The sequence below is a fragment of the Actinoplanes sp. NPDC019969 genome (assembly GCF_055562375.1).
In genome coordinates this window covers 1,102,715-1,115,788 of sequence record NZ_JBVHFK010000001.1, presented here as the reverse complement: position 1 = coordinate 1,115,788, position 13,074 = coordinate 1,102,715, and the positions used below count along the sequence as shown (strand labels likewise).

Sequence of the window (13,074 nt, the reverse complement as noted above, 5' to 3'; positions counted from 1 at the left end):
CCTTAAATTCACGTCGGGCCGGCTCGAGTCAGCCCCCGAGAACCAGCCGGATCAACTGCGCAGGGACTCCGGGGCGTGCAGGCGCAGCATCGTCGCGCCCACGTCCGGCGGCACCCGTTTCCCGGTCAGCAGGGAGACGCCGACCATGACCAGGAAGGCGAGCGGCACGGTCCAGGCGGCGGGCTGGCCCACGAACTCGGCGATACCGGCGTTGAGCGGCGGGCCGAGAACGGTCAGCAGCACCGACGCCATCGCCGCGCCCCCACCGGCGATCAGCCCGGCGATCGCTCCGGCGTCGGTCAGCCGCCGCCACCAGATGCCGAGGACCAGCAGCGGGCAGAAACTCGACGCGGCCACCGCGAACGCCAGCCCGACGACCCGCGACACGTCCATGTCGGACACGTAGAGGGCGAGGGTGGTCGGCACCAGCGCGGCCAGCACGGTGGCCACCCGGAAGTCCCGGACCGAGCCGTTACGGCCGGGCCGCAGCACATCCGTGAAGATCACCCCGGCGACGCTGGTCAACAGACCGGACGAGGTGGACAGGAAGGCGGCCAGCGCGCCCGCGGTGACCAGGGCGCCGAGCAGCCGGCCCAGGTGACCGTCGCCCAGCGCGGCCTCGGGCAGCAGCAGGACCACGGCGTCGGTGTTGCCGGTCATCAGCAGTTGCGGTGTGTAGATCCGGCCGAGCACCCCGTAGAGGGTCGGGAGCAGGTAGAACATGCCGACCATGGCGAGCACGACGAGGGTGGTGCGGCGGGCCGAGGCCCCATCCGGGTTGGTGTAGAACCGGACGAGGACGTGCGGAAGCCCCATGGTCCCGAGGAACGTCGCCAAGATGAGCGAATAGGTCGCGAAAAGGCCGCCTTGGTTGGGGAGGAGCCAGTCGTCGCCGGACTGGGTGTCCACTGTGCTCACCTCGGGCACCCGGTCGCCCGCCGCGAACCGGAGCGTCTCCCCCGCGGTGACCTTCGTCGCACCGTCCAGCACCGCGTCCTGCTCGATCGTGACAGTGGTCGCGGCGTGGAAGACCGGCCCGGGCGGGGTCACCTCCGGGCGGCCGTCGGACTGCCACTGCAGGATCAGGAAGATCATCGGTACGGCCAGGGCGGTCAGCTTCAGCCAGTACTGGAACGCCTGCACGAAGGTGATCGCCCGCATCCCGCCGAACGCCACGTTCGCGGTCACCACCACGCCGACGACGAGGGCGCCCCAGGCGTACGACCCGCCGGTCAGCGTGGCGAACGTCAGGCCGGCCCCCTGCAACTGCGGCAGCAGGTAGAGGCAACCGATGAACAGCACGAACGCGGTCGCCAGCCGGCGCAGGGCGGCCGATTTGAGGCGTACCTGGCAGAAGTCCGGCAGGGTGAACGCCCCGGACCGGCGCAGCGGCGCGGCCACGAACAGCAGCAGCGCGAGGTAGCCGGCGGCGAACCCGACGGGATACCAGAGGACGTCCACGCCGTAGCGCAGCACCAGCCCGGCGACGCCGAGGAACGACGCGGCGGACAGGTACTCGCCGCTGATCGCCGCCGCGTTCCAGGACGGGCTCACCGAGCGGGAGGCGACCAGGAAGTCCGAGGTGGTGCGGGCGAAGCGCAGGCCGTACGCGCCGATCGCCACGGTCAGCAACAGCACCAGGATCAAACCCGGTGCGAGGTACGGGTTCACCGCTCCGGCCTGCGGATCAGCGCGGCGAAGTCCTGCTCGTTGCGTTCCGCCCAGCGCACGTAGGCCGCGCCGACCAGCACCAGGAACGGGAACGACAGCACCCCGAGCAGCAGCCACGGAAGGTGGACCCCGAAGACCTTGACCTCGCCGACCGCCGGCGCCGCGGCGAACAGCAGCGGCAGCGTCCCGAGCCCGGCGGCGACCACCAGGGCGAGCCGCAGCGCCAGCGCCAGTTGGGCGCGTACCAAGCCTTTGACCAGGGCTTCCCCGACCGGTGTCTGCTCGTCGAGGTCGGCCCGGGCACGGTCGGGGGCGCCGCGCCGGCTCGCGGCGTCACCCAGCACCACCCGGACGCGCGGACGAGACGGCGGATCGACGGCCATGCGAGGCAGTCTGTCCGCTCCCGCCCGAATGTCAATACGGATCAGGCCGGTTGCAGCGGGAGTCGTACCTGGATGTGGCATCCGCGCCGGCCGTCCGGTTCGACCACCGCGATGGTGCCCCGGTGCAGATGGACCACCCAGCGCGCGATCGCCAGGCCCAGCCCGGTCCCGCCGCCGGTGGCGCGTTCGCCACGGGTGAAGCGCTCGAAGACCCGTTCCCGTTCGGCGGCCGGGATGCCGTCGCCCTGGTCCACCACGGCCAGCACCACGTGATCGTCGCGGCGTTCGGCGCGAACCGTCACCAGACCGCCGCGCGGACTGTGCCGGGCCGCGTTGTCCAGCAGGTTCGCGAACACCTGGTGCAGCCGTTCCCGGTCACCGGACAGCACCAGCCGCGGCGCGGACACCTCGAACCGCACGTCGAACCCGCTGCCGCCGGCGTTCACCGTCGCCTCCCGGGCCACCTCGCCGAGGAACGCCGGCACGTCGATCTGCTCGCGGTGCATCGGCACCACCCCGGCATCCAGCCGGGACAGGTCCAGCAGGTCGGTGACCAGGCGGCTGAGCCGTTCGGTCTGGGCCAGGGCGGTCTTCATGGTGTCCGGTTCGGCCGCGGCGACGCCATCGACGATGTTCTCCAGCAGGCCGCGCAGGGCGGTGATGGGTGTCCGCAGCTCGTGCGACACGTTCGCGATCAGCTCACGCCGCTGCCGGTCGGCGGCTGCCAGATCCGCCGCCATCTGGTTGAACGCGGTGGCCAGCTCGCCCACCTCGTCCTGTGACCGGGTCTCGATGCGCCGGGTGTAGTCACCGCGGGCCATCTCCCGGGCCGCGACCGTCATCTCCCGTAGCGGCACCGTCGCGCCGTGCGCCATCACCTGCAGCGTGACCAGGCCGAGCGCCGCGGCGACGGCGATCCACAGCACGTCGACCCGGTAGAAGTCGATGGCCCACAGGAACACCAGCAGACCGACCCCGCCGGCGAAACCGAGCGCCAGGGACAGTTTCGCCTTGATCGAGCGGACCGGGTCCAGGGGCCTCGGCAGGTACGCCGAGATCGGCGCCACCAGGTTGTGGACGAACAGCATGAGCCGGGCTATCACCGGTCCACCTCGAGGGCGTAACCGACGCCGTGGACCGTACGGATCAGGTCGGCGCCCAGCTTGCGGCGCAGCCCTTTGATGTGGCTGTCCACGGTCCGGGTCCCGGAGGCATCCGCCCAGCCCCACACGTCGGCCAGCAGCCGCTCCCGGGGCAGCACCGTGCGCGGCCGCCCGGCCAGGTGCACCAGCAGGTCGAACTCGGTCGGGGTCAGGTGCACCTCGACGCCGGCCCGGAGCACCCGCCGTTCCGCCTGGTTGATCTCCAGGTCGCCGAGCCGCAGGGCCGGCGGCTCCGGTTTCGCGGCGGCGGCGACCTTCGAGGCCCGCCGCAGCAGGGCGTGCACCCGGGCGGCCAGCTCCCGCATCGAGAACGGCTTCGCCATGTAGTCGTCGGCACCGACCGCCAGCCCGACCAGCAGGTCCGTCTCCTCGCCCCGGGCGGTCAGCATGAGCACCGGCACCGGCCGTTCCGCCTGGATCCGGCGGCACACCTCGAGCCCGTCGAACCCGGGCAGCATCACGTCGAGGACGATCACGTCCGGCGGGTTGCGCCGGGCCGCGGCGACGGCGCCCGGCCCGTCACCGACGACCTCCACCCGGAAGCCCTCGGCGCGCAGGCGGGCCGCCACGGCGTCGGCGATCGCCCGTTCGTCCTCGACGACGAGCACCCGTCGTTCCACCGTCTCCACCGTTGCCATCCCATCGCGTCGCGCCTGATCCGGCCGGTGCGCCCCCGTGACTCACCGACCGTGCGCTGCAGCTTATTGACCTCCTGGGCGGACCTGGCGGGGGAGTTGTGAACAACTTGTGGAGGCATCCTCCGGGCCCCACCCCACCCGGCGCACGATCCACCCGCCCATTTGGCACCAACAGGGGACCACCCCCGACAGCGTGTGGGTTTCGGCCGTCCATGACGCCCCAAATCCACACGCCCTCGGACCGCGAGTGCGTGTGGATTTCGGCCGTCCATGACGCCCGAAATCCACACACCGTCGGACTGCCTGTGGATAACTCTGTGGAGAACCCGGTGGGGCTGTGGATAACGGTGTGGATTTCCGGCTGGCGCTCATGGCTGTCTCGGCTGCGCTGAGACAGCCATGAGCGCCAGCCGAGGGGTCAGCGGGACCAGTCGTGCTTGGCAGCGCGGATCAGGCGGTCCTTCAGCTCCCGGGTGTGGCGGCGGCTCACCGGCAGCTCCACGCCGTCGACCGCGACCACGTAACCGGAACCGGTCAGCCGCAGCTCGGTGACCAGGCGCAACTGCACCAGGTAGGAGCGGTGGATCCGGACGAAACCGGCGTTGGCCCAGCTCTCGGCCAGGGTGGCGAGGGACACCCGGACCAGGTGGGAGGCTTCTCCGGTGTGCAGCCGGGCGTAGTCGCCCTGCGCCTCCACCCAGCGCACCGACGACCGCGGCAGCATCCGGGTGGTACCGGCCAGCTCCACCGGGATGGCCGGTTCGTCCTGCGGCAGGGCCGGGGACGCCGCCCGCAGGCCCGCCACCCGGCGCAGCGACTCACCCAGCCGTTCGGCCCGCACCGGTTTGCGCACATAGTCGGTGACGCCCAGGTCGAAGGCGTCCACCGCGCCGTCGTCGTACGCCGTCACGAACACGATCGCCGGCGGCTGCGCGAACCGTCGCAGGATCCGGGCCAGCTCCATGCCGTCCAGGCCGGGCATCCGGATGTCCAGGAACACCGCGTCCACCTCGGTGTCCCGCAGCACCCGCAGCGCCTCGGTGGCGTCGCCGGCCCGGTGCACGTGCGCGACCCTGCCGTCCGCGTTCAGCAGGTAGGCCAGCTCGTCCAGCGCCGGCGGCTCGTCGTCGACGGCCAGCACGATCAAGCTCATGCCCGCACCTGAGGATGGAATTTCGGCACCCGCATGCTCACTTTCGTACCCGAGCCGGGCGCGGTCTCCACCACCAGGCCGTGATGGTCGCCGAAGACCGACCGCAGCCGCTCGTCCACATTCACCAGACCGACGTGCTGCCCGTCCTCGGAATCCGACCCATCCCGCTGGAACACCGCGGGATCCATGCCGACCCCGTCGTCCTCGACCGTGATGTGGCACTCGGCGCCCGCGTCGCGTGCCTCGATGCTCACCATACCGACGCCGGGCTTGCGGGACAGTCCGTGCCGGACCGCGTTCTCCACCAGCGGTTGCAGGCACAGGAACGGCAGGCCCACCGGCAGCACCTCGGGGGCGATCTGCAGGCGTACCTGGAGACGGTCGCCGAAGCGGGCGCGTTCGATGGTCAGGTAACGGTCGATCGAGCGCAGCTCCTCGGCGAGCGTGGTGAACTCGCCGTGCGCCCGGAACGAGTAGCGGGTGAACTCGGCGAACTCCAGGATCAGCTCCCGGGCCCGCTCCGGGTCGGTGCGGACGAACGAGGCGATCGCGGTCAGCGCGTTGTAGATGAAGTGCGGGCTGATCTGCGCCCGCAGCGCCCGCACCTCGGCCCTGGCCAGCCGTTCCCGGGACGAGTCCAGCTCGGCCAGCGCCACCTGCGAACCGGCCCAGCGTGCCGTCTCCAGGGTCGCCTGCACCAGGCCGGGCGCCGGCTGGTCGTCGGCGACCGCCACCAGCGCGGCCTCGGCGGAGCCGGACGGGCCGGTCAACGGGGCCACCACCGCGCCGCGGACCACACAGTCGACCCGGTCACAGGCGAGATCGGAGGCGTTGAGCACGACCGATCGTCGCGTTCTCGTCGCCCTGCGGGCCGCGGCGATCAGCTCCGACTCGTGGTGGGCGCCGCGTCCGTCGTACGCCAGCAGGGTCTCCTCGTCGACGACCGCAAGCCCGACCGCACCGACCAGCACCCGCAGATGCCGCGCCGCCTTTCCCGCTGTCGCCGCCGTCAGCCCGGCCCGCAGCGGCTCGGCTGCCAGCGACGCCGTGTGCAGCACGTCGTAGGTGGCCCGCTGCATCGCCGTCGCGATCCCCCGCCGCGCCCGCAGCCGCAGCACCGCGACGACCGCGGCCGCCAGGGCAGCGAGCACGGCGACGACGGCCACCGCACTCCCCACCTGGCCCACCCCTCTAGTAGGCGCCCTTGCGCTTCAGGACGACCCAGATGGTGCGCCAGAGGATGCTCAGGTCGTAGGTGAGCGACCAGTTGTCGACGTAGTACAGGTCGAGCCGGACCGCCTCGTCCCAGGACAGCTCGGAACGGCCGCTGACCTGCCACAGACCGGTCATGCCGGGCCGCACCAGCAGACGCCGCCGGACGTCGCCGAGGTAGTCGCCGTCGTCGGCCGGCAGCGGGCGCGGGCCGACCAGCGACATCTCGCCCTTCAGCACGTTGATCAGCTGGGGCAGTTCGTCCATCGAGGTGGCCCGCAGCTTCTGTCCGAACGCGAAGATCCGCGGGTCGTGCTTCATCTTGAACAGCATGCCGTCGGTCTCGTTGAGCTCCGCCAGCGTGGCCTTGCGTTCTTCGGCGTCCACGTACATCGTCCGGAACTTCCACACCCGGAAGGTGCGGCCGTCGTGGCCGACCCGGGTCTGCCGGAAGAACACCGGCCCCGGGTCGGACATCCGGATGCCGATCGCGATGAAAAGCAGGATCGGGCTGATCATCAGCAGGCCGAAGCCGGCCGCCGCCCGGTCCATCAGGTTCTTGACCAGCCAGCCGGGGCCGGACAGGGTCGGCTCCTCGACGTGCAGCAGCGGCAGGCCCTCGATCGGGCGGATGTGCACCCGCGGGCCGGCGATGTCGGTGAGCTGCGGCGCGACCACCAGGTCCACGCCGGTGCCCTCCAGCTGCCAGGCCAGGCGGCGCAGCTCACCCGGCTCGGCGCTCGCCGAACCGCAGACCGCGATGGTGTCCGCGCCGACCTCCCGGACCAGCGACAGCACGTCGCGTCCGGCGTAGACCGGGACCGGCGTCTCGATGCCGCGAGCGGCGGCGAAACCGTCGGTGAGATGGATGGCGACCGGGATCAGTCCGGCGGCCGGGCTGCGGGTCACCGCCGTGTAGACCTCCAGGGCCTCCGGCAGCGTGCCGACCAGCACCATCCGGTGCGCGCCGTGACCGGTGTGCCGGCGGGCCAGGTGCAGCACCTGACGGGCGCAGGCCCGGCAGATCAGGATCAGGACCAGCGCGCTCAGCGACACCGTGGCGACCGTCCCACGGGACAGGTCGGCCTTGGTGGCGAACGCGAGCAGGGACACCGCCGCGACGACGGTCACCGAGGTGCGGACGACCCGCTTGAACTCCTCACTGCCCAGACCGAGATAACGGCGGTCGTACGTGCCGTTGGTCCAGAGCAGAAGCAGCCAGCCGAGTGGCAGCACCAGGTAGGCGAAGAAGTTGAACAGCTCGGGGCCCTCGAGGAACCACCAGGACTGGTTCAGACCGGCCCGGGACTTCTCCAGGGAGCTGGCGATGTAGCTCGCGCCGATGGCGGAGAGCAGATCCAGAAGGACCAGGAAGAACGTGTACGGCCGGTGCCAGCGGGACCGCCTGCGGCTCTGCCGCCCCCACGCGTTACGGGGCACGCCGTTGCTCGGTGGCTGCTCCTGCTGCCACTCGAAGCTGTCGTACCGCACGGGTCCACTCCGGCTGCTGTCGGTTGGTGGGCGATGCAGGCTAGTGGTCACTGCGCCTACGTCCTCCCGCATCCGGAAAAAGATTACGCACCGCCACGACTGTTCGGTCGTCGGCGGGTCCGCCGGTACCCGTACGCGTCATAACGGTTGCCATGGACCGGGCCACTATACCGATGGATCGGCCGGAGAGAAGGTGACGTGACGGCCACAAACCTGATGTATACGCAGCGTGATCAGTCGGATGCAGCTTCACCGGACCAGCTTGGACAACCGGCGGTCAGCCAGCGGTTTCCCGCCGGTTTGACAGGTCGGGCAGTACTGCAGGCTCTTGTCAGCGAACGAGACCTCACGCACCGTGTCGCCGCAGACCGGGCACGGCAGGCCGGTCCGGGCGTGCACCCGCATCCCGGCGCGCTTCTCGCCCTTGAGCTCGGCCGCCTTCTGACCCACCGAACGTTCCACCGCATCGGTCTCGATGGCACGCATCGCCTCGTACAGCGTCACGATCTGTTCATCGGTGATCTTGTTGGTGAGCGCGAACGGGGACAGCCTCGCGGCGTGCAGGATCTCGTCGGAATAGGCGTTGCCGATCCCGGCCAGCACCTCCTGGTCGGTCAGCACACCCTTGATCTGGCCCTTGCGGCCGCGGATCCGCTCGGTGAACTCCGCGAGCGACACCGCCAGCGCGTCCGGGCCCAGCCGGGCCACCCCGGGAACCTCGGTCGCGGGATCCCGCACCAGGTAGGCGGCGAGAGACTTCTGCGTGCCGGCCTCGGTCAGGTCGAACCCGGAGCCGTCGTCCAGCCGCACCCGGGCCGCGATCGGCCCGCTGCCCGGCTTGAGCGGCGCTGGCGACTTGAACGAGTCCCGGTAGTGCAGCCAGCCGGCCCGGGCCAGGTGGACCACGAGGTGCAGGTCGTCGCCGAGGCCGACGTCGAGGAACTTGCCGTGCCGGCCGGCGCCGGTGACCGGCAGGCCGGCGACCGCGGAGGGCGCTGGATCGTACGTCTTCAACGCGCTGAAGGAGGAGACTTCGAAACGGTCCACGGTGTGGCCGACCGCACGCTCACGCAGGTAAGCCGCGAGCGCCTCGACCTCGGGGAGTTCGGGCACATCCCCACGGTAGCGTCTCCCCCCATGAAGGTGGTGGTAGCGCACAACCGGTACCGCGAGGCGATCCCGTCCGGGGAGAACGTCATCGTGGACACCGAGATCGGCCAGCTCCGCGAGGCCGGGGTCGAGGTCGTGCCGTTTCAGCGCAGCTCGGACTCGATCGGTTCGCTCCCGGCCGCCCGGAAGGCGCTGCTGCCGATCTCACCGGTGTACGGCGTCGACGCGCAACGGGACCTGGCCCAGCTGCTGACGGCGGAGAAACCGGACGCGTTGCACCTGCACAACCCGTACCCCCTGCTCTCGCCCTGGGTCATCCGCACCGCCCACGCGCACGGGGTGCCGGTGGTGCAGACCGTGCACAACTACCGGCAGGTCTGCTCGTCCGGGCTGTACTTCCGCGATGGGCACAACTGCCACGACTGCCGGGGCAAGGCGCTGGGCTGGCCGGCGATCAAGAACCGCTGCTACCGGGGCTCCGCCGCACAGAGCGCGATCATGGCGACGACGCTGGCGGTGCACCGGCCGACATGGCGTTCGGTGGACCGGTACATCGCTCTCACCGACAAGATCGCCGCGCACCTGACCGACTACGGCATCCCGTCCGACCGCATCGTGATCAAGCCGAACGGGCTGCCGGATCCGGGTGAGCCCGCGCCGCTCGGGGACGGGTTCCTCTACGGCGCACGCCTCTCCCCGGAGAAGGGCCTCGGGCTGCTCCTCGACGCCTGGAACCGTCACCCCGACGGAAGTCTCGGCACACTGCGCATCGCCGGTGACGGTGAGCTGCGGCCGCTGGCCGAGCAGGCCGCCGCCAACCGTTCCGACGTCCGCTACCTGGGCCCGCTCGACCGTGCCGGGATGACGGCCGCCCGCGCCGCCTCGGCCGTGGTCATCGCCGTACCCACCTGGGAAGACGTCCTCCCCACGGTGATCCTGGAAGCGATGTCGAGTGGCCGCGCCGTCCTGGGCACCGCCGTCGGAGGCATCCCCTACATGGTCGGCACCGGCCCGTCCGCTGCCGGCTGGCTCGCTGACCCGAACCCCGAGGCCCTGGCCGCCGCGCTCCCGCTGGCCCGGGCCGGCGCTGCTGCGGCGGCGGGGGCCGCCCGTGCCCGCTACCAGCAGCACTTCCACCCCGACGTCCTGACACCCCGCCTGATCTCCATCTATGCGGAAATGGCACGGCACGCCGCCGCTTAACACCTTTTGCCGGTACGCCGTTGCCCGCCCCGGCCGAGCCTGCCCGTTCCCGAGAGTCCGGGCGAGGTGGCTGCGGGGTTGCGGCGCGAAGCGCGGCTCACGGGCTGAGGCGGTGGTCCCGCCTACACCAGATCGCCAGCCGGTCGTCGCGGACGTCGGCTGGGGTGGCCGGCCGTACGCCAGGCGGGTTTCGGAGTGCGGTTAGCCGGCGTGGGCGACGGCTGGCGCTGGCGGCGGTGCGTTGGGTGGGCGTGGGTTGCCGCGTGGGGATCGCCAGCCGTACCTCAGGCGGGTTTACCGGGAGCGGATACCTGTCTGAGCGACGGCTGGCGATCAGGGCGCGATGCCGGCGCACGCCGAGCGGCGCACGCCAAGCGGTCAACTACCGGCGCGGGATGGGAGCGGGCGCGGGGTGGGGATGGGGTCAGCGGAGGGCGGCGCGGCCGGAGAAGGCGATGCTCGCCGCGAGGAAGCCCGCGTTGACCAGGGTGAACAGGCCGACGAACCAGACCGCGAACTGGGGGGCCACGGTGAGCAGCACGCCCGCGAGGGCGATCACCGCACCGTAGTCACGGATCAGCTTGGCCAGGCGGACCGGCAGGGACGTGCTGGTGACCATGCTGGCGGCCTGGGCGCCGGACTGCATCACCGAGGTGACCAGGTTGACCATCCAGGTGGCGGCGAAGGCGGCGAGCAGCCAGGCGGGGGTGGCCGGTTCCTGGGCGGCGGCGGTGGCGGCGAACGCGGCGACCAGTGACGTCTGCACCGCCACGTCGCAGAGGACGTCGAGGCGGCCGCCGGCGGCGCTGGTCTGTTTGGTGACGCGGGCGAGCTGGCCGTCGGCGCAGTCGAACGCGTAGGCGAGCTGCCAGCCGATCAGCGCGATCAGGCCGATCGGCCAGGCCCAGATGTCACCGTCGGCGACCGGGCCGGACGCGGCGATCACGATGAACGAGGCCAGGCAGCCGATGCCCAGGTTGAAGATGGTGAGCACGGTCGGGGCGAGGCGGTGCTTGTGCGCCCACACCGAGATCCGGGCGCCGATCCGCTGGCTGACGGCCTCGCTGAACAGGCCGCCGCCACGGTTGGCGGCGTAGTAGTCGGCTGCGGTGGGCGTACCGCTGAAGGTCGTGCCGGAAGCCGGGGGCGAACCCGGTGTGGCGGCGTTGTCGATGCGGGTGACGCCGGGCTGGGAGGGGACCGTTTCGGGACGGGCGGCCTGGTGGCCCGCGCCGTTGCCGAGGTCAGAGGGCTGTGAGGGCATCGTCGTATTCGGCCAGCTTCTGCCGGATCTGTTCCGGCGTCATCGCGAGGTGTTCCAGGATGGTGTAGCGGTCCGGGCGGGTTCGAGGGGCGAACTGGACGACCCGGGCGAACTGTTCCGCGTCGAGGCCGACGTCGGACGATGTGCGGGGGAGCTGGTGGCGGGCCAGGCAGTCGGCCATCTGGCGGAACCGGGGCTCGTCGCCGCGCAGGAAGGTGCAGAACAGCGCGCCGAGCCCGGCCAGTTCGCCGTGTGAGGCGGTGTCCGGGAAGAGTGCGTCGGTGGCGTGGATGATCTCGTGGCAGCCGCCGCTGCACGGCCGGCTGCTGCCGCTGACGGCCATCGCGAGGCCGCTGGAGATCAGCGCCTCGGCGAGGGTGGTGACGAACGTGTCGTCGCTGAGGTCGCCGGGCATCGACAGGACCGCCTCGGCGCCCATCCGTGCCAGGGAGGCGGCGATGCCGTCGACGGGTTCCCCGCGGACCTGGCGGGCCAGTTCCCAGTCGGCGAGCGCGCTGATGTTGCTGATCACATCGCCGATGCCGGCCCGGTTGACCCGGTCCGGCCCGTTCTCCACGAAGTCCAGGTCGACGATCACGCCGAACGGGATGTGCACCCCGTAGGAGCCTTTGACGCCGTCGTTGTCCAGGCTGGCGACGGGTGAGGCGATCCCGTCGTTGGCCAGGCTGGTGGCCACCGAGATCATCGGCAGACCCCAGCGGCTGGCCGCGTACTTCGCGGTGTCGACGGTCTTGCCGCCGCCGATGCCGACGACCGCGTCGTAGTGGCCGGACCGCAGCTTGGCGGCCAGTTCGAGCGCGGCGTCCAGGGTGCCGCCGGTGGTGACGTGCACGGTCGCCGACTGCAGGGACGGCCGGAGCAGGTCGACGATCCGCTCGCCGAGCCCGGGGCCGACCACCACGGCGACCTCGCCGCCGGAGGAGATCCGGCCGTCGGCGAGGATCCGCCCGAGGTCGGCGACCGCGCCCCGCCGCACCTGAACGTGCAGCGGGGTCTGGACGCTCCGGGCTAGTAGCGGCATGCGATGTCCCGGGCTTTCGCCAGGTCCTCGTGGTTGTCGACCTCGACCCAGGGCAGGTCGCCGATCTCGGCCGCGCGGACCTCGCCGCCCCGGTTCGCGTACTCCTGGAAGCCGTCCTCGTAGTAGAGGTTCGGATCGCGTTCGAACGTGGTCTTCAGGGCGTCGGCCAGCCGGCCGGCCGCGGACGCCTCGATGATGTTGGCGCCGATGTACTCCCCGTACGCCTCGGCGGGATCCATCAGTTTCGTTATCTTGGTCAGCTGGCCATCCGCATTGAAGACGGTCTTCATCTCCTCGTCGGCCAGCTTCTTGATGGTGTCCACAGCGAGCAGGATGCTCGGGCCCCGCCGGGCCAGCAGCGTCTCCTCGACGCTGACCGGGTGGACGGTGTCGCCGTTGACCATCAGCGCGCCCCGCGCGAAGTGGTCCCGGGCCAGCCAGAGGGAGTAGGCGTTGTTCCACTCCTCGGCCTTGTCGTTGTGCACCAGGGAGATCTTCACGCCGTACTTCTGCTGGAAACCCTCGACGCGCTCCTCCACGGCGCCGGCCTGATAGCCGACGACGATGGTCACCTCGGACAGGCCCGCGGCCGCGAGGTTGCGGAGCGAGATGTCCATGATCGTGGTCTCCCCGTCCACGGGGACCAGCGCCTTCGGCAGCGTGTCCGTGTACGGCCGTAGCCGGCGCCCAGCCCCTGCGGCGAGTACCAATCCGATCATGGGGGCGGTTCCTTCCCGAGGTACG

At 71.2% G+C, this 13,074-nt stretch carries 12 protein-coding genes; 1 reads left to right on the top strand and 11 read right to left on the bottom strand.

Annotation, left to right across the window (positions count from 1 at the left end):
- Window positions 1-51: 51 nt before the first annotated feature.
- From ACZ3II_RS05305 to ACZ3II_RS05270, 8 genes are all read right to left on the bottom strand, one after another.
- Window positions 52-1,671 (bottom strand): sodium/solute symporter, encoded by a 1,620-nt coding sequence (locus tag ACZ3II_RS05305; RefSeq protein ID WP_465516338.1) that lies wholly within the window; start codon window positions 1,669-1,671, stop codon window positions 52-54.
- Window positions 1,668-2,054 carry a DUF485 domain-containing protein gene (locus ACZ3II_RS05300; protein ID WP_465516337.1) on the bottom strand — a complete coding sequence of 129 codons (387 nt, stop codon included), beginning with the start codon at window positions 2,052-2,054 and terminating at the stop codon, window positions 1,668-1,670. Before ACZ3II_RS05300 ends, ACZ3II_RS05305 begins: the two co-directional genes overlap by 4 nt.
- Window positions 2,055-2,095: 41 nt before the next feature.
- Complete coding sequence (locus ACZ3II_RS05295) at window positions 2,096-3,142, bottom strand: HAMP domain-containing sensor histidine kinase (RefSeq protein WP_465516617.1); 1,047 nt, start codon at window positions 3,140-3,142, stop codon at window positions 2,096-2,098.
- 11 nt (window positions 3,143-3,153) lie between these two features.
- The gene (locus tag ACZ3II_RS05290) at window positions 3,154-3,855 is read right to left on the bottom strand and encodes a response regulator transcription factor (protein ID WP_465516336.1); all 702 of its coding nucleotides are present in this window, start codon (window positions 3,853-3,855) and stop codon (window positions 3,154-3,156) included.
- 418 nt (window positions 3,856-4,273) lie between these two features.
- Window positions 4,274-5,008 (bottom strand): LytR/AlgR family response regulator transcription factor, encoded by a 735-nt coding sequence (locus ACZ3II_RS05285; protein WP_465516335.1) that lies wholly within the window; start codon window positions 5,006-5,008, stop codon window positions 4,274-4,276.
- Window positions 5,005-6,195 carry a sensor histidine kinase gene (locus ACZ3II_RS05280; protein ID WP_465516334.1) on the bottom strand — a complete coding sequence of 397 codons (1,191 nt, stop codon included), beginning with the start codon at window positions 6,193-6,195 and terminating at the stop codon, window positions 5,005-5,007. Before ACZ3II_RS05280 ends, ACZ3II_RS05285 begins: the two co-directional genes overlap by 4 nt.
- Before the next feature lie 4 nt (window positions 6,196-6,199).
- Window positions 6,200-7,783: a sugar transferase gene (locus ACZ3II_RS05275; RefSeq protein WP_465516333.1), complete on the bottom strand. Its 1,584-nt coding sequence runs from the start codon at window positions 7,781-7,783 to the stop codon at window positions 6,200-6,202.
- A 177-nt stretch (window positions 7,784-7,960) separates the two neighbouring features.
- Entirely contained in the window at window positions 7,961-8,824 is an 864-nt protein-coding gene (locus ACZ3II_RS05270; RefSeq protein WP_465516332.1) for an Fpg/Nei family DNA glycosylase, read from the bottom strand.
- 24 nt (window positions 8,825-8,848) lie between these two features.
- Here ACZ3II_RS05270 and ACZ3II_RS05265 point away from each other — a divergent pair, with 24 nt between their 5' ends.
- The gene (locus tag ACZ3II_RS05265) at window positions 8,849-10,024 is read left to right on the top strand and encodes a glycosyltransferase family 4 protein (protein WP_465516331.1); all 1,176 of its coding nucleotides are present in this window, start codon (window positions 8,849-8,851) and stop codon (window positions 10,022-10,024) included.
- A 424-nt stretch (window positions 10,025-10,448) separates the two neighbouring features.
- On the opposite strand, the gene ACZ3II_RS05260 is transcribed toward ACZ3II_RS05265, so the two are convergent.
- Genes ACZ3II_RS05260 through ACZ3II_RS05250 form a run of 3 tightly spaced genes read right to left on the bottom strand, consistent with a single transcriptional unit; the run spans window position 10,449 to window position 13,049 of the window.
- Window positions 10,449-11,288 (bottom strand): CDP-alcohol phosphatidyltransferase family protein, encoded by an 840-nt coding sequence (locus tag ACZ3II_RS05260; RefSeq protein ID WP_465516330.1) that lies wholly within the window; start codon window positions 11,286-11,288, stop codon window positions 10,449-10,451.
- Window positions 11,269-12,330: an iron-containing alcohol dehydrogenase family protein gene (locus tag ACZ3II_RS05255; RefSeq protein WP_465516329.1), complete on the bottom strand. Its 1,062-nt coding sequence runs from the start codon at window positions 12,328-12,330 to the stop codon at window positions 11,269-11,271. The genes ACZ3II_RS05260 and ACZ3II_RS05255 overlap by 20 nt, the downstream gene beginning before the upstream one ends.
- Entirely contained in the window at window positions 12,318-13,049 is a 732-nt protein-coding gene (locus ACZ3II_RS05250) for a phosphocholine cytidylyltransferase family protein (RefSeq protein WP_465516328.1), read from the bottom strand. Before ACZ3II_RS05250 ends, ACZ3II_RS05255 begins: the two co-directional genes overlap by 13 nt.
- Between the last annotated feature and the right edge of the window lie 25 nt (window positions 13,050-13,074).

What these genes read in the sequence shown, in the direction of transcription:
- ACZ3II_RS05300 (WP_465516337.1), bottom strand. Translation starts at nt 2,054, where the DNA reads ATGGCCGTCGATCCGCCGTCTCGTCCGCGCGTCCGGGTGGTGCTGGGT.
- ACZ3II_RS05285 (WP_465516335.1), bottom strand. Translation starts at nt 5,008, where the DNA reads ATGAGCTTGATCGTGCTGGCCGTCGACGACGAGCCGCCGGCGCTGGAC.
- ACZ3II_RS05275 (WP_465516333.1), bottom strand. Translation starts at nt 7,783, where the DNA reads ATGCGGGAGGACGTAGGCGCAGTGACCACTAGCCTGCATCGCCCACCA.
- ACZ3II_RS05260 (WP_465516330.1), bottom strand. Translation starts at nt 11,288, where the DNA reads ATGCCCTCACAGCCCTCTGACCTCGGCAACGGCGCGGGCCACCAGGCC.
- ACZ3II_RS05290 (WP_465516336.1), bottom strand. Translation starts at nt 3,855, where the DNA reads ATGGCAACGGTGGAGACGGTGGAACGACGGGTGCTCGTCGTCGAGGAC.
- ACZ3II_RS05265 (WP_465516331.1), top strand. Translation starts at nt 8,849, where the DNA reads ATGAAGGTGGTGGTAGCGCACAACCGGTACCGCGAGGCGATCCCGTCC.
- ACZ3II_RS05250 (WP_465516328.1), bottom strand. Translation starts at nt 13,049, where the DNA reads ATGATCGGATTGGTACTCGCCGCAGGGGCTGGGCGCCGGCTACGGCCG.
- ACZ3II_RS05255 (WP_465516329.1), bottom strand. Translation starts at nt 12,330, where the DNA reads ATGCCGCTACTAGCCCGGAGCGTCCAGACCCCGCTGCACGTTCAGGTG.
- ACZ3II_RS05295 (WP_465516617.1), bottom strand. Translation starts at nt 3,142, where the DNA reads ATGCTGTTCGTCCACAACCTGGTGGCGCCGATCTCGGCGTACCTGCCG.